The sequence below is a fragment of the Arachnia sp. genome, assembly GCF_057238465.1.
Map to the genome: position 1 here is coordinate 1 of NZ_DBHHFZ010000008.1, position 21,316 is coordinate 21,316.

The 21,316-nt window shown below is 66.6% G+C and carries 18 protein-coding genes and 2 riboswitches; of the genes, 2 read left to right on the top strand and 16 right to left on the bottom strand.

What is annotated here, in order from left to right; translation table 11 throughout:
* Positions 1-104 precede the first annotated feature (104 nt).
* From ACO6D6_RS09255 to ACO6D6_RS09330, 16 genes are all read right to left on the bottom strand, one after another.
* Entirely contained in the window at positions 105-878 is a 774-nt protein-coding gene (locus tag ACO6D6_RS09255; RefSeq protein ID WP_428839638.1) for an ECF transporter S component, read from the bottom strand.
* Entirely contained in the window at positions 848-2,449 is a 1,602-nt protein-coding gene (locus ACO6D6_RS09260; protein WP_484784976.1) for an ABC transporter ATP-binding protein, read from the bottom strand. The genes ACO6D6_RS09255 and ACO6D6_RS09260 overlap by 31 nt, the downstream gene beginning before the upstream one ends.
* Complete coding sequence (locus ACO6D6_RS09265) at positions 2,446-3,519, bottom strand: energy-coupling factor transporter transmembrane component T family protein (protein WP_484784977.1); 1,074 nt, start codon at positions 3,517-3,519, stop codon at positions 2,446-2,448. Before ACO6D6_RS09265 ends, ACO6D6_RS09260 begins: the two co-directional genes overlap by 4 nt.
* Entirely contained in the window at positions 3,519-4,226 is a 708-nt protein-coding gene (locus tag ACO6D6_RS09270) for a hypothetical protein (protein ID WP_484784978.1), read from the bottom strand. Before ACO6D6_RS09270 ends, ACO6D6_RS09265 begins: the two co-directional genes overlap by 1 nt.
* A gap of 132 nt (positions 4,227-4,358) precedes the next feature.
* Complete coding sequence (locus ACO6D6_RS09275; protein WP_484784979.1) at positions 4,359-5,345, bottom strand: prenyltransferase/squalene oxidase repeat-containing protein; 987 nt, start codon at positions 5,343-5,345, stop codon at positions 4,359-4,361.
* 599 nt (positions 5,346-5,944) lie between these two features.
* Positions 5,945-8,728, bottom strand: a complete 2,784-nt coding sequence (locus ACO6D6_RS09280; RefSeq protein ID WP_484784980.1) for a hypothetical protein — start codon at positions 8,726-8,728, stop codon at positions 5,945-5,947.
* Positions 8,729-8,805: 77 nt separating this feature from the next.
* A riboswitch (cobalamin riboswitch) is annotated at positions 8,806-8,937 on the bottom strand.
* A 41-nt stretch (positions 8,938-8,978) separates the two neighbouring features.
* The gene (locus tag ACO6D6_RS09285) at positions 8,979-9,635 is read right to left on the bottom strand and encodes a hypothetical protein (RefSeq protein ID WP_484784981.1); all 657 of its coding nucleotides are present in this window, start codon (positions 9,633-9,635) and stop codon (positions 8,979-8,981) included.
* Positions 9,632-10,576: a vWA domain-containing protein gene (locus ACO6D6_RS09290; RefSeq protein ID WP_484784982.1), complete on the bottom strand. Its 945-nt coding sequence runs from the start codon at positions 10,574-10,576 to the stop codon at positions 9,632-9,634. Before ACO6D6_RS09290 ends, ACO6D6_RS09285 begins: the two co-directional genes overlap by 4 nt.
* Entirely contained in the window at positions 10,573-11,541 is a 969-nt protein-coding gene (locus tag ACO6D6_RS09295) for a vWA domain-containing protein (protein ID WP_126378803.1), read from the bottom strand. Before ACO6D6_RS09295 ends, ACO6D6_RS09290 begins: the two co-directional genes overlap by 4 nt.
* Positions 11,532-11,990, bottom strand: coding sequence for a hypothetical protein (locus ACO6D6_RS09300; protein ID WP_484784983.1), 459 nt, complete (start codon positions 11,988-11,990; stop codon positions 11,532-11,534). Before ACO6D6_RS09300 ends, ACO6D6_RS09295 begins: the two co-directional genes overlap by 10 nt.
* Positions 11,980-12,861: a DUF58 domain-containing protein gene (locus ACO6D6_RS09305; RefSeq protein ID WP_126378799.1), complete on the bottom strand. Its 882-nt coding sequence runs from the start codon at positions 12,859-12,861 to the stop codon at positions 11,980-11,982. Before ACO6D6_RS09305 ends, ACO6D6_RS09300 begins: the two co-directional genes overlap by 11 nt.
* Entirely contained in the window at positions 12,861-13,850 is a 990-nt protein-coding gene (locus ACO6D6_RS09310; protein WP_484784984.1) for an AAA family ATPase, read from the bottom strand. Before ACO6D6_RS09310 ends, ACO6D6_RS09305 begins: the two co-directional genes overlap by 1 nt.
* Positions 13,847-14,737 (bottom strand): hypothetical protein, encoded by an 891-nt coding sequence (locus tag ACO6D6_RS09315; protein WP_484784985.1) that lies wholly within the window; start codon positions 14,735-14,737, stop codon positions 13,847-13,849. Before ACO6D6_RS09315 ends, ACO6D6_RS09310 begins: the two co-directional genes overlap by 4 nt.
* Entirely contained in the window at positions 14,734-16,143 is a 1,410-nt protein-coding gene (locus ACO6D6_RS09320) for an ATP-binding cassette domain-containing protein (RefSeq protein WP_484784986.1), read from the bottom strand. The genes ACO6D6_RS09315 and ACO6D6_RS09320 overlap by 4 nt, the downstream gene beginning before the upstream one ends.
* Positions 16,136-16,912 carry a hypothetical protein gene (locus tag ACO6D6_RS09325; RefSeq protein WP_484784987.1) on the bottom strand — a complete coding sequence of 259 codons (777 nt, stop codon included), beginning with the start codon at positions 16,910-16,912 and terminating at the stop codon, positions 16,136-16,138. Before ACO6D6_RS09325 ends, ACO6D6_RS09320 begins: the two co-directional genes overlap by 8 nt.
* On the bottom strand, positions 16,909-17,841 hold the full coding sequence (locus tag ACO6D6_RS09330; protein ID WP_484784988.1) for a hypothetical protein: 933 nt from the start codon (positions 17,839-17,841) through the stop codon (positions 16,909-16,911). Before ACO6D6_RS09330 ends, ACO6D6_RS09325 begins: the two co-directional genes overlap by 4 nt.
* Before the next feature lie 1,185 nt (positions 17,842-19,026).
* Positions 19,027-19,180: riboswitch (cobalamin riboswitch) on the bottom strand.
* A gap of 278 nt (positions 19,181-19,458) precedes the next feature.
* Between ACO6D6_RS09330 and ACO6D6_RS09335 the strand changes: the two genes are divergently transcribed.
* Together ACO6D6_RS09335 and ACO6D6_RS09340 are read left to right on the top strand one after the other, a co-directional pair.
* Complete coding sequence (locus ACO6D6_RS09335) at positions 19,459-20,190, top strand: ABC transporter ATP-binding protein (RefSeq protein ID WP_484784989.1); 732 nt, start codon at positions 19,459-19,461, stop codon at positions 20,188-20,190.
* A complete protein-coding gene (locus ACO6D6_RS09340; protein ID WP_484784990.1) occupies positions 20,187-21,314 on the top strand; it encodes a COG1361 family protein in 1,128 nt (375 codons plus the stop codon). Before ACO6D6_RS09335 ends, ACO6D6_RS09340 begins: the two co-directional genes overlap by 4 nt.
* Positions 21,315-21,316 lie beyond the last annotated feature (2 nt).

Sequence of the window (21,316 nt, forward strand, 5' to 3'; positions counted from 1 at the left end):
AAGAAGGCCGGCCTCAAGAAGGCCCGCAAGGCCCCGCAGTACTCCAAGCGCTGATCCTCAGCTCTTCAGGAACGCCCCCGCGAATCGCGGGGGCGTTCCTGCGTTCAGCCGCGGCGGTCAACGCGCCGCAGGATGCGCAGCACCGAGGGGCCGAGGATGGCCAGTACCACGATGTTGCTAACCGCCCTGCCCAGGTTCCACCCCATGGAGGTCAGGACGTTGAACACCACGAAGTGATGCAGGTTGTCCAGCAACGGAGCGCCTGGAACATAGCTGGCCTCCGTTCCCGGTCCGAGCGTGAAAGGCCAGAACGCCAGATCCATCAGCCAGCCGTAGGCGAAGGCACTGACCCCGCCGTAGCAGCAGACGATCAGCACCTCCAGGCGTCCACGCGGTCGCCGAGGAAGCAGGCCCGCCCCCAGACCGACGAATCCCGCGGCGAGCATCTGGTACGGCAGCCACGGCCCCACCCCGCCCGTCACCAGGGCCGATGCGAGCAGGGTCGTGTTGCCCAACAGGAACCCGAAGCCGGTGCCGTAGACGCGCCCCCCCAGAATGATCAGCACGAAGGTCAGTTCCAGGCCCGCGGTTCCGGCGCCCAGGGGACGAGCCAGACAGCCCAGTGCCGACAGCACTCCCAGCATCGCCAAGGTCTGCGGGGACAAACCCTTTGACGACAACTCGGAAACCACCAGTGCGAGCACCAGCGGAAGCAGCAAAGCGAACAGCAGCGGCCCCTGGGAGGCCTGGGTCATCCCGGCTCCGGGAGCCACCAGCAGGGGCCAGCAGAACACCGACAAGGCCAGTACGGCCACCAGCGCCAGGGCTGCCCGGGTTCGCCAGCGGGTCATCCCCGGTACCCCCCGGGTAGATCCGATACGGCCACCACGTCGGCGGGGTGAAACACCTTCGCCAGCTGCGGTGCGACGGCAGGCGAGGAACAGCACACCAGTCGTGTTGGTCCGTCGGCAATCACCTGTCCCTCGGCCAGCACGATGCTGCGCTGCGAAGTGGTGGCCGCGAACTCCACGTCATGGGTCGCCACCACCACGGCGATCCCGGAGCCGGTGAGTTCCTTGATGATGCGGGCGAGTCTGTGTTTCATGGCGTAATCGAGGCCCCGGGTCGGCTCGTCCAGGCAGATCACCCGGGGACGTGCGGCGAGCTGTATCGCCAGCACCAGGGCCAGCCGTTGCCCCTCGGAAAGGTCACGCGGATTGCGGTCCATCGGCAGTTCCACACCCAACCCGGTGAGCAGGGAGGCGGTGGTCCCGACGGACACATCCGACTCCTCATCCGCCTGGGCGCATTCCGCCGCCACGGTTGGCAGATACAGCAGATCGGCGGGTGACTGCGGCACGAGGCTCACCAGCTCTCGGGCACGGGCATCCGATACGCGCCGCGGATCCTCCCCGGCCACGTCGATGCGTCCCGAACTGGGTACCGCCCCTTGGATGGCCCACAGCAGCGATGACTTCCCGGAACCGTTGCGGCCCAGCACCGTCACCGCCTCCCCGGCCCCGAACTCCAGGGAAACGTCCGAGACGGCCGCGACCTCCCCGTAACGCACCTGCAGCCTCTCGACGGTGGCCACGGTCTCGCGGGGAGCCCACGAAAGCGCCTCCGTCAACAGGGGGGCATCGGGAATCCCGGGTTTGGTGACGAGCTTGCGACGGGCATCGCGCACGCTCAGCGGCGTCCTTTCCCAGCCGAGGTGCCGCGCCAATTCGACCAGCGGAGGTCCCTCCTCCAGCCGGGACAGCACATCCGCGGCCGGACCCGCCACCACCCGGGAATCCCCCGGCAGCCACAACGCGGAATCGGCCACCTGCATCACCCGCTCCAAGCGATGCTCCGCCAGCACGACGGTCAGCCCCACCTCGTGGACGAGCGTCGTGAGGGAAGCCAGCACATCCTGAGCGGCCGTCGGGTCGAGGGCCGATGTTGGTTCGTCGAGCAGCAGCAGTCGCGGCTGGGCGGCCAACACCGCGGCGATCGCGACCCGCTGCTGCTGTCCGCCCGAAAGCTCCATCAGTGGCCGCCGCCGCAGATCCGCTATCCCCATCAGATCCAGGGTCTCCTCCACCCGTTTGCGCATCACCGATGGGGCCAAACCCAGCTGTTCCATGCCGAAGGCGATCTCGTCCTCCACCCGGTCGGTGACGAATCCGGAAGCGGGATGCTGGGCCACGTAGCCGACGTGTTCGGCGAGTTCACGGGGGCGAAGAGCCGACGGATCCAGCCCGGCAACATTCAGCAGCCCGGTCACCCGTCCGCCGATGGCGTGGGGAATCAGCCCGTTGAGGGCCCGCAGCAGCGTCGATTTCCCTGTTCCCGTGGCACCGACCACCAGACACAGGTCACCCTCCGGAATCTCGAACGTGGCATCCACGACCACGGGGGTTTCCGCACCGGGGGGAGTGATTCCCAGACACGTGGCGCGGATCACGACCGCTCCTTGAGCAGGACCGGGATGGCCACCAGGATGGGGCAGGTCAACGGTGCGAGCTCTCCGGGCAGCGCCGAGGCAACCACCGAACCCAGCGCCACGGCGGTCAGTACCCAACCCGAGGAACCCCAACCGACCGGGCGGTAACGGGTCACGGCCAGTTGGCGTCCGGCCCTTCCCAGAAACAGCAACCCGATTGCTGCACCACCGACCATGAGGGTTGCGGAAAGCCAGTGTTCCGGGGCCAGGCCAAACCAACGGTCGTTTCCGGGCGGAAGTCCCAGCAGGGCACAGACCCCCAGGGTCAGGGCCAGCAGGGAGACCAACAGGGCCCATGTGGTGCCCTTCCCGGTGGGGCGCGACCCCCGGGTGCGACCATAGCCCCGTGCCTCCATTGAGGCGGACAGGGTCAGCGAACCCTCGACGGCGTCCTCCAGCACCGGGACCACCACCCGTAGAGCAGCCCGTGGTCCTCGGCCACCGTGACCGCGCAACCGCCGTGCCCGGGTCACCCGACCCGCCGCGGCCACCAGCTGCGGCAGCACCGTGCAGGTGATCACGATTGCGGTGGAGAGGTCGTGGAGGGCGGCCGGCACCGACCGCAGAGCGGCGCGCGGGTCGGCCAGCAGACTGGCGGCCCCGATGGCAAGGATGATCACACCCAGCCGGGTGGCGTCGGTGGCGGCGGCCAGCAGTTCCTCAGCGGTCACCGGCCCACCGAGCTGGATACCCGCCGCCCAGTCCGGCAGCTCCAGCTGGGGAAGAACGAACAGCCCCGTCCCGCTGGACGGGCCACCCAACAGGATACGGAAGAACAACCGGGTGGCCACCACGAGGAAGGCCAGACCCAGATGGAAGCCGAACCGTGCCCTGGGGCGTCGCATCTTGACAACGACCACCACCGCAGCCCCCGTGAGCAGCAGCACGGGCCACTGGGCGGTGAGGCTGGCGACGGCCGCCGCTGCCAGGCCCCACAACCACCAGGCCCAGGGATGCACGCTGTGGTCGTCGGGGGTTGCGACGGGGATGATGGGTTCCGGGTCCGCCACGCGCGGCAACAACCGTCCCATCAGCGACCCCCCAGCTCGGTCTCATCGGGATCCGTGCTTCTGCCGGGGTCCGGGCGGCGGCAACGCAGCCACCATGCCACCGCCACCAGCGCGGCCAGCCCCACCCCTGCGGCGACCAAACCCCAAGGTATCTCGATGGGCAGGGAGACCGGGGCCTTGACGACCACCGGAGGATCCAGCAGATCGGTCTGGGTCACGCCCGGCGGGACGATCACCTCGCCGTCGCGGGTGATGAGAAGCTCCGGGGGAAAACAACTGTCCTGGTCGCTTGCGTTGTAGCACCAGCCCTCGATGCTCCCGGGGGGCGGTTTGCGGGAACCAGCTCCTTGCTGCGAATAGGTCCAGCCCCCTCCCGGAAGGGCGTGGTAATAATGCCAGTACTGGCCCGTGAACCTGCCGGGACAGCTCGCGGGGTGGGTGTCTATGGTGCAGATCAGGCGGGAACGTCCGAACTCCAGGCGCATCCCCGCATCCGCCAAGGCCTGCTCTCCGCTGCTGGGGGTACCGACGCACTGGTTGGCGTGTACCTGACCCGTTTCGTCAACCACCACCACCCACACCTGCCCGGCCGCTAGACAGGCGCCGATGGCGTTGGAACCCGCAGCGCTCGGCTGCGGTAGAGGCGCCGGGTCATCCGCCCTTGCGACGGGCGGCGGTGGTCCGAGCAGGACCAGGCACGCCAGGAAAACTGTGAGGACACGTCGCATGGCTACATCTTCCTAGGCCCCCCGGGATAGTGAGAGGTGGGGTGCACCTGATGTCATGGCGCACCCCACCCGGTGCACTACCGGTTCAATCACCGGTTCTCGTGCTGGATCGACCCAAGGGGTCAGAACACCTCAGCGCGCGCAGGGCTGGAGTTCGGACACCTGGGTGCTGCGGATGGTTCCGTAGCCCTTGCCCGCGGGCGCCATGATGGCCTGGGTGGTGGCCATCAGGTCGGCGCTGGTGCCATCGTGCTTGCTCGCCCAGGCCCCCACCCCGGTCTTTGACTGCTGGGATTTGAGATAGGCGACGGGTGATTCGACGTTCCTGCCGGTCTCCGCGAGGGCGCTGGCAACCATGCCGGTGGAGTTGGCGGAGGAGTAAATGCTGGGGTCGGTTACCCAGTAGTGATTTCCGGAGGCATCGGTCTTCTGATTTGCGGGATTCTCTGCCCAGGCAATGGCTTTGTTCATGCTGCGGATCGCCCTCGTTCTCACGATCGAATTGTTCTGATTGCTTCCCTTTACCAAATTCATGGCGGAAATACCAATTCCGGTGTAGTCGGGGTCGGCGTTGAAGGTGCCGTCCGAGTAGTAGCCGAATCCGCCCTGCTGATTGTCGGTCATGGCCTTGACCACCCAGCTGGGTACGGGTTCCTGTGCGCGGGACAGGGCGATGGCGATCAGGTAAGGAGCCCAGTACTCGGATGCTTTTGCGTGGTCGGCGTTCATCATTGTTTTCAGTTCGGCGACGAGATCGCGTTCACAGCCGAAGAAGGTGCGGGGATTCTGTCCGGCCGCATCGGCGGTCATGATGACCTTGGCCAAGCCAGCAGGATTGCCCTCGACGTACTTGGGGCCGATTTCCTGAAGCTTGGTGATCATGGAGTTCACCACGTCGGGGTGGGCGTTTGCGGCGCTGAGAGCGATGATCCCGTCTGCCACGGAGCCGGCGCCGGAGAAGCTGTTCGGAGAATTCCTCCAGGTGTCGGCGATCCAATCGGCGGCTGCCTTGACGCTGGCCGCATTGCTGTCATCCGCCCGAGCGGGCAGCGTGGTGACGGTGGTGACGGCCAGGAGCATGGCCAGCAGGGCTGTCAGGAATCTACGAGTGAGTGTCATGATGTTTCTCCTCAAAAGGATGGGCCGCGAATGCCGCTCCCGGGATCCGTGGGCGATCATCCGCGACGGTGAACTGACTTGAATGCTGAACGCCTGGGTCGGCTTGGATTGAAGAGGGATTTCCGTGTGAAACTTTGAATTTGTTTTGCTGGACTGTGTTCGTGGGGTGCTGCCGCCGCTCGAATCGATCATGTGCTGGCTTCGTGCGAGCCTCGCTGTTTTCATTGACTCCCTGATTGTCATTGATGAGAATCCGGGTAATGTTTGGATTTTGGGTTCGCGGCTGGGGAAAGCCGATGATTTCTTGGAGGCTTTTCCGAAGTCCTGCCGAAAGTTAACCATCCCGGGAATGGTTTGCGATTACCTGCAATTGTGGATTTGCGAGGGGTTTTGTCGAATGGGGGCGTGTCCGATCATGCTTGTCTTCCTGTGAAAAGTTTCACCGGACCGTGTGTCTGTGTGAGAAAACTTTCCGGGCCGCGTTCATCGCTGGTTGCTGTATCTTCCCGGGGTTCCCGGTTTTCCCGAAAGGGGTTTCTAAAACATGGTGTGGGGCGCGCCCGGTCAAGGCGTGCCCCACCCAGGTTTCCATCAACCGGTCACCCGCCGGTCTTCGGCAGGCCGGGCTGGACGGGGGTTTTGTTGGTGGTAGGGGTTTTGGATGTTGACCTGCCGGTGGGGGCCAGGGTCTTGGTGGAAGGATGTCCCGTGGGTGTAACCGTGGGGGTTGGTGTGGGCGTGGGGGTTGGGATGAAGGACTTGCACTCGGGGCGCTGAGCCGGATCCGGCAGCGTCTTGCACCAGGTTTCGAGAGTCAGCTGGGTTCGTGGCTCCGGATTGGTGGTGCTGGTGGCATTCAAGGAATAGGACCAGCCCTCCCATTCGCCCTGCGAAGGTTTGTAGGACGACGCGCCGGCGCTCGAGTATGTCCAGGTTTTGCCTTGGTCGCTGGAATGCCAGTAAGACCAGTAGCCGCCCGCGGGCGGGATGTCGATGCACTTCTCGGTGTAGCCCGGTTTTCCTTCTATCGGAATGACTTCGTCGGGGGCGGGGCGTCCCTGCAGTCGGCAGACGAAGGAGTCGCCCCAGCGCTGCACGCCTTCCATGGTGAATCCGGCGCCGCGGATGGCCTCGATACCGGTCTTCACGGTGCCGGTGGCGCAGCGGACCTGTGGCTCGCCGCCGAGCTTCTGGAAGTCGATGACCACGGTGACGCCCTCGTTGTCCTTGCAGGGCCCGGCATAGCTGGTGTCCTGGGAAGGTGTGGGCGTGGGTGTCGGTGTGGGTGTCGGTGTCGGTGTGGGTGTGGGTGTCGGTGTGGGTGTCGGTGTGGGTGTGGGTGTCGGTGTGGGTGTGGGTGTCGGTGTGGGTGTCGGTGTGGGTGTGGGTGTGGGTGTCGGTGTCGGTGTGGGTGTCGGTGTGGGTGTGGGTGTCGGTGTGGGTGTCGGTGTCGGTGTGGGTGTCGGGGTTGGATCACTGCAGTGTTGGAGTTCGGGCACCTGGGTGCTGCGGATGGTTCCATAGCCCTTGCCCGCGGGCCCCATGATGGCTTGAACGGTGGCCAACAGGGAGGCGTCAGTTTCATCGTGCTTGGAGGGCCAGGCGCCAACTCCGGTCTTTGCCTGCTGGGACTTGAGGTAGGCGGCGTGAGATTCAATGTTCTCGCCGGCCTCTGCCAAAGCACTCGCCACAATGCCGGTCGAACTGGTTGAAGAGAAGCCAGCCCAGTAATGGTTGCCAGCCGTGTCGGTCTTCTGGTTGGCGGAATCCTGGGCCCAGGCCACGGCATCAGCGAGGCTCTTCTTGGCCGCATCGCGGGTCGATTGCGAGTTGGCCGAGTTCTTCGACACCAGGTTCATGGCGGAAATGCCGATGCCGGTGGTGTCGGGGTCAGCGATGAAAGCGCCGTCCGAATGGTAGCCGAATCCGCCCTGCTGATTGTCGGTCATGGCCTTGAGGATCCAGTCCGGTACGGGTTCCTGTGCGCGGGACAGGGCGATGGCGATCAGGTAGGGAGCCCAGTACTCGGATGCTTTTGCGTGGTCGGCGTCCATCGCTGTCTTCAGTTCGGCGACGAGATCGCGTTCACAGCCGAAGAAGGTGCGGGGATTCTGCCCCGCCGCATCGGCGGTCATGATGATCTTGGCCAGGCCAGCAGGATTGCCCTCGACGTACTTGGGGCCGATTTCCTGAAGCTTGGTGATCATGGATTTCACCACGTCGGGATGGGCGTTTGCGGCGCTGAGGGCGATGATCCCGTCTGCCACGGAGCCGGCGCCGGAGAAGCTGCTCGGAGAATTCCTCCAGGTGTCGGCGATCCAATCGGCGGCGGCCTTGACGCTGGCCGCATTGCTGTCATCAATGGGGGGCGGCGTGGGTGTCGGTGTGGGTGTCGGCGTGGGTGTCGGTGTGGGGCTGGGATCATTGCAGTGTTGGAGTTCCGGCACCTGGGTGCTGCGGACAGTGCCCAAACCTTTGCCCGCGGGAGCCAAGATGGCCCAAGCTGTCGCCCCCGCGTCGGCTTGGGTGCCATCGTGTTCAATGGGCCAGGCGCCGACCCCGGTCTTTGCCTGCTGGGACTTGAGGTAGGCGACGGGGGAATCAATGTTCTCGCCGACCTCCGCCAAGGCACTTGACAAGATTCCGGTTGAATCTATTGGACTATCCTCGGAGTTGCTCCAGTAGTGATTACCGTCCTCATCGGTTTTCTGGTTGGCGGTATCCTTGGCCCAGGCTATGGCGTCGGCGAGGCTCTTCTTGGCCGCATCGCGGGTTGATTGCGAGTTGGCCGAGTTCTTCGACACCAAGTTCATGGCGGAAATACCCAGGCCCGTGTATTCGGGTTCGGCAGTGAAACTGCCATCCGAATTGGGGCCGAAGCCGCCCTGCTGATTGTCGGTCATGGCCTTGAAGATCCAGTCCGGGACAGGCTCACCGGAGCGGGACAGGGCAATGGCGATCAGGTACGGTCCCCAGTCCTCGGTGGCTTTTGCCCGGTCAGCATCCATCATTGTCTTCAGTTCGGCGACGAGATCGCGTTCGCAGCCGAAGAAGGTGCGGGGATTCTGCCCCGCCGCATCGGCGGCCACGAGGAGCAGCGCCAGATCAACTAGATTGGGGACTTGGCCGGAATCATTTTGCTGCTTGGCCAGCATATCCTTGACGGTCTCGGGATGGGCCCCGGCGGCGCTGAGAGCTATGATCCCGTAGCTCGCATCGACGAACTCTTCCGGGGTGTTTTTCCAAGTGCTGGCGATCCAGTCGGCGGCGGCCTTGACGCTGGCCGCATTGCTGTCATCCGCCCGGGCTGGTTGCATCGTGACGGCGGCGATGGCCAGGAACATGGCCAGCAGGGCCGTCAGGAATCTACGCGTGCGTGTCACGATGTTGTCCTCGACTTCTGGGCTGCGGAGCCCGGTCCCAACATCGGTGACCGATTCACCGCAGTCCACGACGGTGAATTTCGCTTCGACTGTGAGCGGGCACTCCGACTGCGGGACGTCACGTTCCCTCACGGTTGCGGGTCAGTTCCGGAGTCACACCGGATTCCCCCGATCTCGCTGTCGCGAGCACCCTAACACATCTCCCGCAAAGATCGATGGGGACCCCACCCTTGAAGATCCCAGGGCTGGGCTACCAGGTCTTCTCGTCCTTCCCCGCAGGGGTGGGGGAGCCGCTCTCCCCGGCGCGGGCCCGCTGCTCCGCGGCCTGCTTCTCCCGGGCCTCGAGACGCTTGCTGCGGGAATCGGGGTCGGTTTCCTGCGGGGTGGGCTGCTGCGCCGGAGACGCGTTCCGCTTGCCATCGAGACGGCTTTGGGAATCGTTCTGCTGTTCCGAGAGCGACCCTTGGCCATTGGCGGCCGGGGCGTCCGGGCAGGAGGTCTGTGCGAGCACGAGTTGCGCTTCCTGATAGCGGGCCAGGGCAGAGGCCGGGTCATTCTCGCGCAGCCCGTCGCCACCCGCTTCCAATGCCAGCGACCAGTTCAGGCGGATCTGGCACTGTGCATCCTCAGGAGCTATCCGGGCGGCGGCCTCGAAGTCCTCTGCCGCGGCGTCCCAACGGGCCAGGGAATATCGGGCGGTTCCACGGTTGAACAGCGGTATCCAGCGGTTGAGCACGGACACCGCATCTGCTTGTGACCAGGCATTCTCGGCCTCATCCGGCCGGTCCGATTCCCAATGCCGCAACCCGGTGGTGACGAGCAGCAACTGCGCCGCCAGGAGTCCCGCCGCCGTCAGCGCGACAACCGTCGCCAAGAGCGCAGTCACCGCCCAGCCGCGCCGGCTCATGGCCGGAGCTCCGAACGCATCCGGGCCGCCCCGCGCGCGGTCAGGGACAGGTCCGCCAGCAACAAGGCGGCGGCCCCCAGACCCGGCCACCAGCCGGGTGGCAGGCCCGTCGCAGGTCCGCTCACGTCTCCCAGACCTGCGCCCGTCGTAGGCCAGAATGTCAGCCCGCCCGGGGAGGTCCGGTGCTCATAGGTGCCGCCCAGTTCACCCGCCATCCGGCGCAGCGCGGCCTCGTCCAGCCGGGAACGCTGCGCGACGCCGTCCCGTTTCACCAGTTCGTCGGTCCCGGGCCTGATGGCCATGGTCGCCCCCGCATCGGTTCCGTAGCCCAGCACCAGGGAGTCAGTCAGCAGCGGCCGCAACGACTCGAAGGAGGCAGCAGGTTTCGCGGCGGTCTGCTCGCCGTCACCGAAATAGACCAGGTAGCGCGAGGCCTGGGGGCGTTCGGCGGCGGTCCTGGTCAACAGACCGTGGATCAGGTCGTTGCCCACCGAGATGTCCGATCCGGTGCCGTATCCTTCCTCACGCCAACCTATGGTGCGGGCCAGGGTTTCCACGGAAGCGCCGTCCGTGGTCCAGGGCGTCACCACACGCGCTTCGTTGTCGATGGCCACGACGCAGAACCGTGCCGCTGGCATGGTCGCCACCAGTGCGGCCACGTCCTCCGCCACCCCCGTCAACCTCGGCTGGGTGCCGCTCCAGTCCGTGGCGCCCATTGAAGTGGTTCTATCGATCACCAGCAGCACGTCAACGGCGGTCGGGGGAGTGGAGGAGTCGCTTCCGGACAGGCGGGGTTGCAGGGCCACCAATGCCAGCAACAGCACCACACCCAACCTGCGGCCCAGCGATGTCAAGGACAACCGGCGCCAGTCCAGCCACACCAGCAGCATCCCCGCCACCACACAGGCCGCCAGCAGCAGCCAGTTCGGGTTGATCGTCATTTCCGTTCCCTCCGATTCCGGGCGGTGGCGGCGGCGACGAGACCCACCAGGACCAACCCCACCCAGGGCCACGTGAACTCCTCGGACTCCAGTCGATTCCGTTGCGCCAGGGCCGCTCGTTGGGTTCTGGCGACGGCATCGGAGATGCTGGCGACGTCGACGGTCTCGGCGAGCAGCATGGTGTCGCCGCCCGTTTCCCGGGTTGCCCGGGTGAGTTCCTGAGTCACGGATGCGGAATTGTCAACGGGCATCACCCCGAAAACCAGGACCTCATCGCGCCGGGCCCGAGCGAATGACTCCTCCAGGCTGTACAGCGGCTCACCCGAGAGCTGGTTGTCGGTGGCCAGGACAACGGTGCGGGAGCGGCGTTGGTCCCGGTGGTCGAAGCGCTCCAGGCAGCCCATCAGCCCGTCCGCTATCAGTGAAGTGCCGGTGTCGACGGCCCGGGTGCCGACCACCGTGTTGTTGTCTCCGATTTCCTGCTCGGCGGCGGCCAGCTGTTCCTGGATGTAGGAGGCGTCATCGGTCAGCGGAAAGACCACCACCCCGGTGGAATCGAACATCATCAACCCGATGCGTTCCCCCTCCAGCTGTCCCGCCAGCTGCGAGAAGGCCCGCAACACATTCTTGTCCACCCCGGCCATGGACCCCGAAACGTCAAGGCACAGCATGATGTCCCGATTGCCCTTGGCCGAGGCCCAGGAACGGGCCTCGACGGGGCGCGCAATCAGCATCGCGATCCCCGCCACCGCGAGAACCATGGAGATCGTCTCCAACAGCAGCCAGCGCAGCTGCTGCTTGGCGAGCTGTCGGAAACGCGGCAGGGCCCGGAATCTCTGGGCGGCCGCGAACGGCACCGCCTTTCCCCTGCGGCGGAGCCGGAGCGGCCACCACCTGGCAGCGACGAGCAGCGCAATCCCCGCCACCGCCACCACCAGCCCGGCCCAGGGCAACATCAACGCCATGTCAGGATCACCTCCCGGCCCTGTTCCGCAACGGATTCGGCGTCCGGCGAGACCGCCGGGTCGAAGCAGGCGGCCTGGGTTCCGGCCACGAAGGCCGCGACTCGTTCCAGGCGTGGGTCACGACGGGCCGCCCAGTTGAGCTGGGCGAGGCTGGAATAGTCGGTGTCCCCGTCCGTGACGGTTCCGATGAAACCCTTCACAGCGGCAACCACCCGCTGGCAGGCCAAATGAGGTGCCGGGGCCTCCAGGGCCGATGAGATGGCCTCCAGCGCCTGGGAACGTACCTCGGCCAGCGAGTCGTCGGGAGCAGCCGCGATGCGGGGGGTCGGCCGCAGCCGGAAGGCGAGGAAACCCAGCGCAGCCGCCACCAGAACGAGGCCCGCGACGACGAGCCACCACCACCAGGCAAGAGCGACGGGGGGTTGCAACTCCAGAAGTTCACCGGGCACGACTATGCCTCCTGACCAGATCGAGTACCCGCGGCACCACGTTCTCATCGCTCTCCAAGGAGAGCTGCGAGATGCGAAGCCCCGTCAGCACCGAGGATCGCCGCTCGAGCCGGGCCTGTCGTTCCGCGCGCAGCTGCGTGGCCAGTTCCGGATCCCGACGCAGTTCCTCCGGCAGGATGCGCCTGTCGTCGAGGCCGAGAACCATGCGCCCGTTCAGGGCGGGAACGGTCGGGTCGAGGTCGCCGATGCTGATCAACAACACGTCGTGCTGGCGGCTCAGGCGACGCAGTCTCGCCTCCAGCGACGGATCGATGTCGATGTCCCCGCAGATCACCGCCACCATTCCACGGCGCCGGATGGATCCGGCCGTGACCTCCAGCAGCCGGTCCAGATCGGCTTCAGGGGAGTGAGGTGAGACCGTGCGCACGATCTCACCCAGCATTCGTTCCAATGCGACCGGGCGGGTCGAGGGGCGGGTCAGGTGCACCTTGGGACCCGAGCTGCGCAGTAGTCCGACGTAGTCACCGTGGGCCACCGCCAGGCTGCCCAGGGTGGCTGCCACGCCGATCGCCACCCGCAGCTTCGATTCGCGGGGAGAGGCCATGCCTGCCAGGTCCCGGCCCGTTGCGACAGCCAGCAGCAGCGTCGCCCGCCGTTCCGCAACGTGTCGCTTCACCAGCAGTTCACCGTTGCGGGCGGAGGCCTTCCAGTCGATGTCCGCGACATCGTCGCCACGTACGTATTCGCGCAGGTCGTTGAAGTCCAGGCTGCGCCCGGCGTTCACCGCTTGGTGGACGCCGTCGAAGAGCCCCACGATGGGGCGGCGCAGCGCGAGGGAAACCTGGTTCCGGTAGCGGGTCAGCAGAGCCATCAGGGAGTGGGCACCGCCTTGAACACCGCGTCGATCAGGTTTTCGACGCTGACTCGTTCCGCGACGGCCTCGAAGGTCAGCACCAACCGGTGCCTCAGCACCGCGTGACGCATTCCGACGATGTCGTCGGGCAGGGCGTGGCCACGCCCAGCCAGCAGGGCGGCGGCGCGGGCCACCTGCATGAATGCGATGGAGGCGCGGGGGCTGGCGCCGAACTCGATCCAGCGTGCCTGATCCCCGTCCAGGTAGGAGCTGGGGCGGCGCGTCACGTTCACCAGCTCCACCATGTAGCGCTTCAGGGTTTCGTCGACATGTACGGAGGCGCAGATGCGTTGCAGGCGAAGCACGTCGTTGATGGAGGCGATCGCAGGTCCGGTGACGTCGAAAACTCCCGACTCCACCCGGTTCAACACTTCCAGCTCGGCCTCGGCGGTGGGGTAGTCGATGACCTCTTTCAGCAGGAATCGGTCCATCTGGGCCTGGGGCAGCACATAGGTGCCCTCCTCCTCGATGGGGTTCTGGGTGGCCAGCACCAGGAACGGATCCGGCAGCGTGTGCGTGACGCCCCCTATGGAGGTCTGTCGTTCCTGCATGGCCTCCAGCATCGCCGACTGCGTCTTCGCGCTTGAGCGGTTGATCTCGTCGAGCAGAACGAAATTGGAGTGAACCGGTCCGAGTTCGGTGCGGAAACGGGTGGTCGCGGGATCGAAAACCTCGGTGCCGATGATGTCGCTCGGAAGCAGGTCGGGGGTGCACTGGATGCGGGCGAAACTACCGGCCACCGCGCGGGCCAGGGTGCTGGCGGCCAAGGTTTTGGCCAGACCCGGTACGGATTCCAACAGTACGTGACCGCGGGCGAGAAGGGTCGTGAGCAGCGCGGTACGCAACCGGGGCTGCCCGACGACGACCGCGTCGAACCCTGCGATCAGGTCGTTCAACTTGGTCGTGGCCCAGGCCAACTCAGCGGGGTCGAGAGTGGGGATGGTCATTCGGTGCCTCCTTCATCGAGGTTCCAGAGCTGGTTCAGGGTGCTGCTGCGGGCGCGCCGCTCCCGGGCGGCGGAGCTCACGCGCAGATTGCGCGCCGGCTGGTCGGTGGGGCCGGGAGCAACACCCCACGCGGCCCGCATGCCGTGCAGCAGCGGGAGGCCGACCAGGAGCAGCAGGGCCGCATTGGTGATGGCGCGGCTGGCGTCGTAGGCAAAGGACGTGGCCCAGGTGTATTCCCAGAGCCTCGTGGCGGAGGCCAGTGGCGGCAGCCCGGGGAGAAAAGCCCCTGTCGTGGCGGCGGTCTCCCCGGTCCAGCCGATGAGGTTCAGCAGCAGACCCGAAACGATACCGAGCGGCAGACAGGCCAGGATGCCCACGAACCACGCGGTACGGGTCCTCAACGACCGTAATCCGCCCCCGGCCAGCCCCCACAGCCCCCACACGAGGGTCTGACCCACCAGTGGAGGCTGCACCAGGCCGAGCGGTATGGATGAGGTCATCGCGGCGAGTGCCCCGGTGAGGAACCCCGCTGGGCCTCCCAGGGTTGCTCCCGCCAGGAGCGGGAGAGCAAATGTTGGTTCCACACCGGAACTTCCCGGGGAGAGCAACAAGCGCACGGCGCTGTCGACGACCACCAACAGCGTGACAGGCGCCAGGGCCGGGGCATGGTATCCGCAGTCATGCCACACACCCCACGCCAGCAGCACGACCAGCCCGGCCAGGGCGAACAGCAGCGCGGGGGTCTCAGCGGCAACGGTTTCGCGGTCCGGAGCGGTCAGGGAACCCCAGATCGGCCAGGTCAGCCAGCCCAGCCCCAGAGCGACGATCACCCAGGTGATGGCCTTGGAAACCGCGCCGGGGTTGGTGCCGCAACGGATCCGCCTCATGGTGCCGCCTCCAGAACCTCGGTCAGCCGCACATGACGGGGCGATCCAACGGTTTGGGACACCAGCGGTGGATCCGGAAGGACCGCTGCCACCGCGTTCGGGGTGCCGAAGGCCACCACCTTCCCGGCCTCGACGACGAGAATGCGGTGACAGGCCCGCACCAGGAACTCGACGTCCCGGCTGGTTACCAAACGCGGTCCGGGAGGGCCCGAACGGAGTTCGGCGGCCAATCGCCGGGCGTCGTGGGCGTCCAGCCCGGCCTGCGGATGAGGCAGCCACAGCGGGCACTCGGGCCCCGCCGCGAGGGCGGCGCGCAGCTTGGCGAGGTCACCGGAGCCGTGCGAGACCAGTGGTTGATCCGGTCTGAGTGAGGGCGCGGTTTCCAGCACTGAACCATCGGGTAGGGCGTGGCGCCGCTCCCAGGCCCGGGAAATTCGGCGAGGGGTGGCTTCCACCGGCAGGTGTCCCGTGACCAGCGCGGCGCCCCGCAGCTGCCGCGCCAAGGCCCGGGCCAAGGGCTCGGAGCGTCCCGCCCGGTCGACCAGCCCGACGCATTCCCGGCCACCCAGGGTCAGGTCCTCACCCTGCAAACCCAAGGCCTTGGAAGCCACCGGCACGGCGTCGCCCCGGCGGGGCTCGCGTCCGGTGGGCAGTGGAGCTGGTCGGCAACCCTGCCGGTGGAAGAATTCAGCTGCCCCAGCCACATCTCGACATCGTCCCGGGGGAAACCCGAGGGTTCGCGCCAGGGCCAGGAGGGTGGGCTCGGGGAGACGATGCGGAAACCAGTCCTCGGGGGAGCCGTCGTGGTGGACCAGGCCGTCGTCCAGTTCCACGAGCCGGTCGGCGTGCTCCCAGACGGAGTCGAGGTCGTGATCCGCCCAGAGCACCACGGCCCCGGCCTCGGCGCGGCGCCGCAACGCGGAGGCGATGGCTTGTCTGTCATCCCCGGTGGCGGCGGTCGACACCGAGTCCACGAGCACCAAACCGGCTGCGGGAGCCAGCGCCAGGGAGGCCAGATGGATCCTGGCCAGCAGGTCCGCGGGAAGCTGCGACAGGCGCTGCCCCAGAACCTCGGCCAGGCCGAGCCGCTGCGCGGTGTCGAGCACCTTGGAGGTCAGGGAACGCAGGTGAACGGCAACCGTCACCGGGGTGATGGCCCAGTCCGCGACCACGAGCAGGCCGCGGGTGTCGTGGGCGGACAGGTCGCGCCCCCGCCAGAGCAACCGGCCCAGGCCCTGCGTCCCTGCGGGCAGGGCCCGGGCCAGGCAGCGCAGCAGCGTCGTGGCCCCTGAGCCGCTGCGACCCACGACCGCCGTCACCTGGCCGGGGACGGCGGTGAGGTTCACGTGGTCGAGCACCCGGCCGCGCCGGGGCAGCTCGATGGTCAGGTTGTTGATCTCAAGCACGACGCATCACCCCGACGGGCAGCAACAAGGCTGACCCCACCAGCCCCCATGTGATGACCTGGCCGGCTGAGTCTCGGATCAGGAGATCCAGCACCAGGACAATCGTCAGCGCGACGGGCGCCAGGAGCTGCAGGAAGTCATTGGATCGCCAGTTCAGAAGCCAACCGGGTCGGGCGCGATCCCCGCCCCAACGGGCCAGGGCCGAAACTGCTCGTAGGAAGGAACCCAACCGGGTTCCAAAACCGTTCCGGGGGACGCCACGGCGTCGGTCCGCGCGCTCAGCCGCCATCCTTTCGGAGCAGGCCTCCCCGAGGCAGCACAGCGGCGCGATGACGGGGGCCGCCGGTCCCAGAACGGCGCGTGCCAGCGAGAGCCAGCCCCGGGAACTGACCACCTGGCCCGCCACGCCCAGGACCAGGAGCACCACAACCGCACACAACGCATGCCGGAGCCCGGTCATGACTCCCTCCAAGGTGAGGTTGCCGCCGAAGATCACTCCCGGGCCGGGGGAGTACTGCGGCAGCCGGGCGATGACTTGGCCGCCGCCGGATGGAAGGGCGAGCGTGGCCAACACCCACCACAGAGAACTGGCCAGGGCGAGCCCGAGGGCGGCTGTCAGGCTGGCGCGTCGCGGTCCTCCTGCCAGCAACCCTGTCACCACCAAGCACACGGCCAGGATTGTCAGGGAAATCAAGTCGGCGGTGTTCAGCGCCACGACGGTTACAGTCAATACCGTCCACAACCACACGATCGGATGCCCCTCGGTCACGCCGTCTCCCATCGGGGACGACGTGAAATCCGGAACAGCAGAGAACCGGCCACCCAAGCCAGGGTCACACCGCCGAGTCCCCAGGCCGCCCAGGTGATGGCCTGTTCCGGATGTGCGCTGTTCAGGAAGGTGCCTGTCAGTGCCTGCCCCACAGGAGGCGGCACGAACAGGGAGGTGCGGGTTTCGGGGATACCGTCCTGGTGGGGGGTGCCGAGCCACAGAGGCGAGGTGGCGGAGTCCGAGATGTTGCGCAGCCGGAACTTGTAGGCCTTGATGAGCAGACCCCGCGGCACCGTGTAGTGGACGGTGCTGATCTGATCCGGGGAGGTTGCCGTCGTGCCGCCGTCGGCGGTGATCTCCTTCCAATTGCCCGCCTCGTCGGCGTAGTCGACGGCGAAACCGGTTCCTGGTACCGCCCCCACCAGTTGCATCTCGACAGTCTGTCCCACAGGTTTGCCGGCCGCGGCGAACCCATCGCCGAGCAGGGTTGGGACCCGGGCTCCGTAAGGCATGAACTGCCCCACCGTCGTGGAGACGTCGGTGCCGGTCAAACCCCCGACGCTGAGGAGGGCCCACCCCACCGAAGAGCCTGTTGTGCGTGCAGGAATGGTCACATTGGCGTGCGCCACCCCGGAGGCGTTGGTGAACACCTCGGCGTTTCTGCTGACTGGTTCGAGGGCGGTCAGCTGCCCGTTGGCAACCGCGGCTTCGTAGACCATCAGCTGCACCCGGACATGTGGGTTGCCGATCACCGTGACCTCCGTGGTGGCTCCTTCCCGCAGCCAGCCGCGGGCCTGGATGGAGCAACCGTTGGGGGCTCCGGCGCAGAGCGCACTCGCCTGGGCGGGTGGTTCGGCGCGGGCCGGCGCCACGGGGGCGAGAAGGGTGAGGGCCGTTGCCGTCAGGACGGAGGCGATCCGGTGTTTCATTCGTCCTCCCAGTCAGAGCCCGGGGGTTCGTGCAGGCTACTCGCGAAGCCCGAACCGAGCCCGCCCAGCAGCACCAGCCCAGCCACGACTGCCGCGAATGCCGCCCACGGGGTGGAGTTCTCCGGCTGTGGACCCGCCGTGGAGCCTCCGCGCCCGCTGGTCTCACGTCCCCAGAGTCGGCTGGGCGAGGGACTGGGAGCGGCGGGGTTGTTCGAAGCCGTGGGGGTGGGGGTTGGTGAATTGGACGGCGACTGCGTTGCCGAGGGCGACGGGGGACTCGTGGGTTCTTCGGTTGGCTCTGAGGCATCATTGCCCGGTTGCCTCGTGGGACGGTTCGGTGTCGGGTCGCCGGCGCCACCCGTCGGATCGGGGTCCGGATCGGGGTCCGGGTCCGGATCGGGATCGGGGTCCGGATCGGGATCGGGGTCCGGATCGGGATCGGGGTCCGGATCGGGATCCCCGGGCTGCCCTGGTGGTGTGGGTTCGCCGGTTGGTCCGGGGCCTGGTGGTGTGGGTTCGCCGGTTGGTCCGGGGCCTGGTGGTGTGGGTTCGCCGGATGGGCCGGGACTCGGCGGCGGGGGTTCACCGGATGGGCCGGGACCCGGTGGGGTGGGTTCACCGGATGGGTCGGGAGTGGGGGGTGTGGGTGATGGGGTCGGAGGTTCTTCGGGTTCGAATCTGGGCAGCGGAACAGGATATGCAGGCCCTCTGGCCAAGCGAATTCCTACAAAGGAATTGACCACGGGATCGGGGGACGCATTACCCCAAGCCCCCTTGCCATTTTCCACTTTACCTGCCGAATAGTGCCAGTATTCGGGGAGATGGGCGGTGATGCCGTTTATGGTCACTACCAGGCTGCCGGTTGCATCCCAAGGAATCCCCGCGGATGACAATGGACTGGTGCGCCAATCTCCTTCATCCACGGGATAGCCGCCCCCCTCAACAAGTGCTATGCAGCGCACCAAGGTGGTGGCCTCCGAGCCGCTTCCGCCCACCGGGGTCCAGTCCACCACCACCGTCTGCCCCTCGCCCTCGCGGCACCAGCCGTCCCGGTAGGTGGCCCAGGCGGGGGAGGACAGGGCGCAGAGATTCACCGCCGCGATCGCGGCGGCCAAGGAGACGGCAAGCTTGCGATTCAACTCCCCTCCGGAGCTACAGTGGCCCGGTGGGGTGGTCTTGCACCCAACGCAGTCCACGGCGTTGACGGGTTTCCCGGCTGCGACGGTGCTCCGACTTCGCCCCTGGGGCGTCACGGTTGCGGGTCAGTGTCGGATTCTCACCGGCTTCCCCGTCCTTGCGGCCGAGCCTGCATGGGGCAGGCAGGGCCAGTGTAGGACAGGGGTGGTGAGGCGGATCGGGTGGGGGTGCGGTTCCGCTGCCGGGTGGAGCGGGTCGTGGGGGTTGGAGCTGTCCATGCCGGCATCCGTCCTCGTCCTGATACTGGGCTGTCGAAGACCGTTTTGGATCGCGTATCCGGAGAACAATGAAACCGGCTCGTCAGCGGCGATGACCGCAGCTGACAAGCCTTATTGATTGGAATCCCTGAACCGGTGTTCCGGAGAGCTTGCCATCAGGCACCAAGGGCAGTTAACGTACGTCAAGCAAGAAGGGAGCGGAATGGTTACCGCTGAACCGGCAGGGCCGCTGGTGAGAACCCGGGACCTGGGCAAGTCCTACCGGGTCGGTGAATCATGCGTAACCGCCTTGAGTCATGTGAACCTGGAGATTCCCCGCGGCGGTTTCACGGCCGTTTCCGGCGCCTCCGGAGCAGGCAAGTCGACTCTGCTGAACATGCTTGCCGGACTGGAGAAACCCACCGCGGGGGAGATCTGGATCAACGGCCGACCAGTGCACCGATTCAACGAGAACCAGCTGGCCACCCACCGGCGGGAACAGGTCGGGCTGCTCTTCCGGTTCTCCAACCTGCTGCCATCCCTGACCGCGACGCAGAACGTCGCCCTCCCCCTGTCCCTCCTGGGGCAGCCCAGAGCACGCCGCGACGCCAAGGCGCGGGAGCTGCTGACTGCGCTGGGGTTGGAGGATCACCTGGACCACAGGCCCGGCCGGTTGTCGGGCGACCAGCGGCAGCGAGTCGCGATCGCCAGGGCCATGGTGACCGGACCCGAGCTGGTGCTCGCCGACGAGCCGACCGGCAATCTGGACTCGTCAACCGCGGAACGGACGCTGCTGCTGTTCAGGCGTTTGATCCACCAGTCGGGACAGACCTGGCTGATGGCCACTCACGACCCGCACCTGGCCGGTTTCGCCGACACCGTCGTCTCCATCAGTGACGGCCGCATCACCGACATCACCCACCTTGAACACGATGACCTCCGGGGGCCTGCATGAAAAAAGCCAGCCTTCTCGCCCTTCTGTTGGCGATGCTGTTCGGAGTTTTCCTGGTGCCCGGTGCCGCACGGGCGGATGGGCCGGGAGACACCGTCGCCGAGGAGAACAAGACCTCCTCAGTGCCCAAGGCCACGACATCCGGTCAGCCCGGTGCGGAATCCAGCCCCAGGAGTTCCAACAGATCGGGCGAGGCCGGAGGAACCCCCTCCGGAGCCCGGACGGGAGTCTCGGTTCCCAGGGTGATGCTGAAGAGTCTCGCAACGGCGCCTCAATCCGTGCCCGCGGGCGGGTCGTTCACGCTGTCCTTCTCTCTGGTCAACATGTCCAAGAAGGCGCGCGTCAACAATTTGAAGGTGTCGCTCTCCCAGGCGGAGGGGGCCTTCCTGCCCGCCGAAGGGTCGTCGTCGCTGTACGTCCCAACCATCAAGGCGGGGGGAACCAACGAACAGAAGATGACCTTTCACGCCCTCCCGACGCTGGAGAACCGCCCCTACGCCATGACCCTCACCGTTGAGTACGAGGACACCGAATCCAACGCGTTCTCCACCAGCGAAACCATCTCCGTGATGGTCGCGCAGCCGTCGCGGGCCGACGTGAGCTCATCCACCGTCTCACCCGAGTCCGTCATCCCGGGACAGGAAGCCATCGCCACGTTCAGCGTGAACAACCTGGGTAAGACCAAGCTGTACAACACCCGTGTTTCCGTCGCCGAGGGACAGGGAGTGGAGGCCAGGGACCAGTTCATAGGCTCCATCGAGCCGGGGGCGGCCGGAAACGTGGAGTTGTCGCTGATCGGCACCGTGGAGCACGCCGGTCCCGTCAAGGCCGTCATCACCTACGAGGACGAGTTCGGTAATGCCACCACCCTGGAGAAGGAGATCAACCTCACGGTGAATCCAGTGCCGGCGCCTCAGCAGTCCAACCCGGAGAGTGTGTCCCCGCCGGAGCAGGAGGAGAAGGGCATCGTGGTCGAACCATGGGTCTACTGGGTTGGCGGGGCGGTTGTTGTCGGGATCGCCGCGTTGATCGTCACCATCAGTTTGCTGCGGAGAAGGAGCCGTCGGGGAGAAACTTCGGACCCCGATCTCCTCGGCAACGACCCGCTGGTCGACCTGGGACGCTGAAC

What these genes read in the sequence shown, in the direction of transcription:
- ACO6D6_RS09265 (WP_484784977.1), bottom strand. Translation starts at nt 3,519, where the DNA reads ATGGGACGGTTGTTGCCGCGCGTGGCGGACCCGGAACCCATCATCCCC.
- ACO6D6_RS09330 (WP_484784988.1), bottom strand. Translation starts at nt 17,841, where the DNA reads ATGAAACACCGGATCGCCTCCGTCCTGACGGCAACGGCCCTCACCCTT.
- ACO6D6_RS09290 (WP_484784982.1), bottom strand. Translation starts at nt 10,576, where the DNA reads ATGACGATCAACCCGAACTGGCTGCTGCTGGCGGCCTGTGTGGTGGCG.
- ACO6D6_RS09305 (WP_126378799.1), bottom strand. Translation starts at nt 12,861, where the DNA reads ATGGCTCTGCTGACCCGCTACCGGAACCAGGTTTCCCTCGCGCTGCGC.
- ACO6D6_RS09270 (WP_484784978.1), bottom strand. Translation starts at nt 4,226, where the DNA reads ATGCGACGTGTCCTCACAGTTTTCCTGGCGTGCCTGGTCCTGCTCGGA.
- ACO6D6_RS09310 (WP_484784984.1), bottom strand. Translation starts at nt 13,850, where the DNA reads ATGACCATCCCCACTCTCGACCCCGCTGAGTTGGCCTGGGCCACGACC.
- ACO6D6_RS09295 (WP_126378803.1), bottom strand. Translation starts at nt 11,541, where the DNA reads ATGGCGTTGATGTTGCCCTGGGCCGGGCTGGTGGTGGCGGTGGCGGGG.
- ACO6D6_RS09285 (WP_484784981.1), bottom strand. Translation starts at nt 9,635, where the DNA reads ATGAGCCGGCGCGGCTGGGCGGTGACTGCGCTCTTGGCGACGGTTGTC.
- ACO6D6_RS09315 (WP_484784985.1), bottom strand. Translation starts at nt 14,737, where the DNA reads ATGAGGCGGATCCGTTGCGGCACCAACCCCGGCGCGGTTTCCAAGGCC.
- ACO6D6_RS09275 (WP_484784979.1), bottom strand. Translation starts at nt 5,345, where the DNA reads ATGACACTCACTCGTAGATTCCTGACAGCCCTGCTGGCCATGCTCCTG.
- ACO6D6_RS09335 (WP_484784989.1), top strand. Translation starts at nt 19,459, where the DNA reads ATGGTTACCGCTGAACCGGCAGGGCCGCTGGTGAGAACCCGGGACCTG.
- ACO6D6_RS09340 (WP_484784990.1), top strand. Translation starts at nt 20,187, where the DNA reads ATGAAAAAAGCCAGCCTTCTCGCCCTTCTGTTGGCGATGCTGTTCGGA.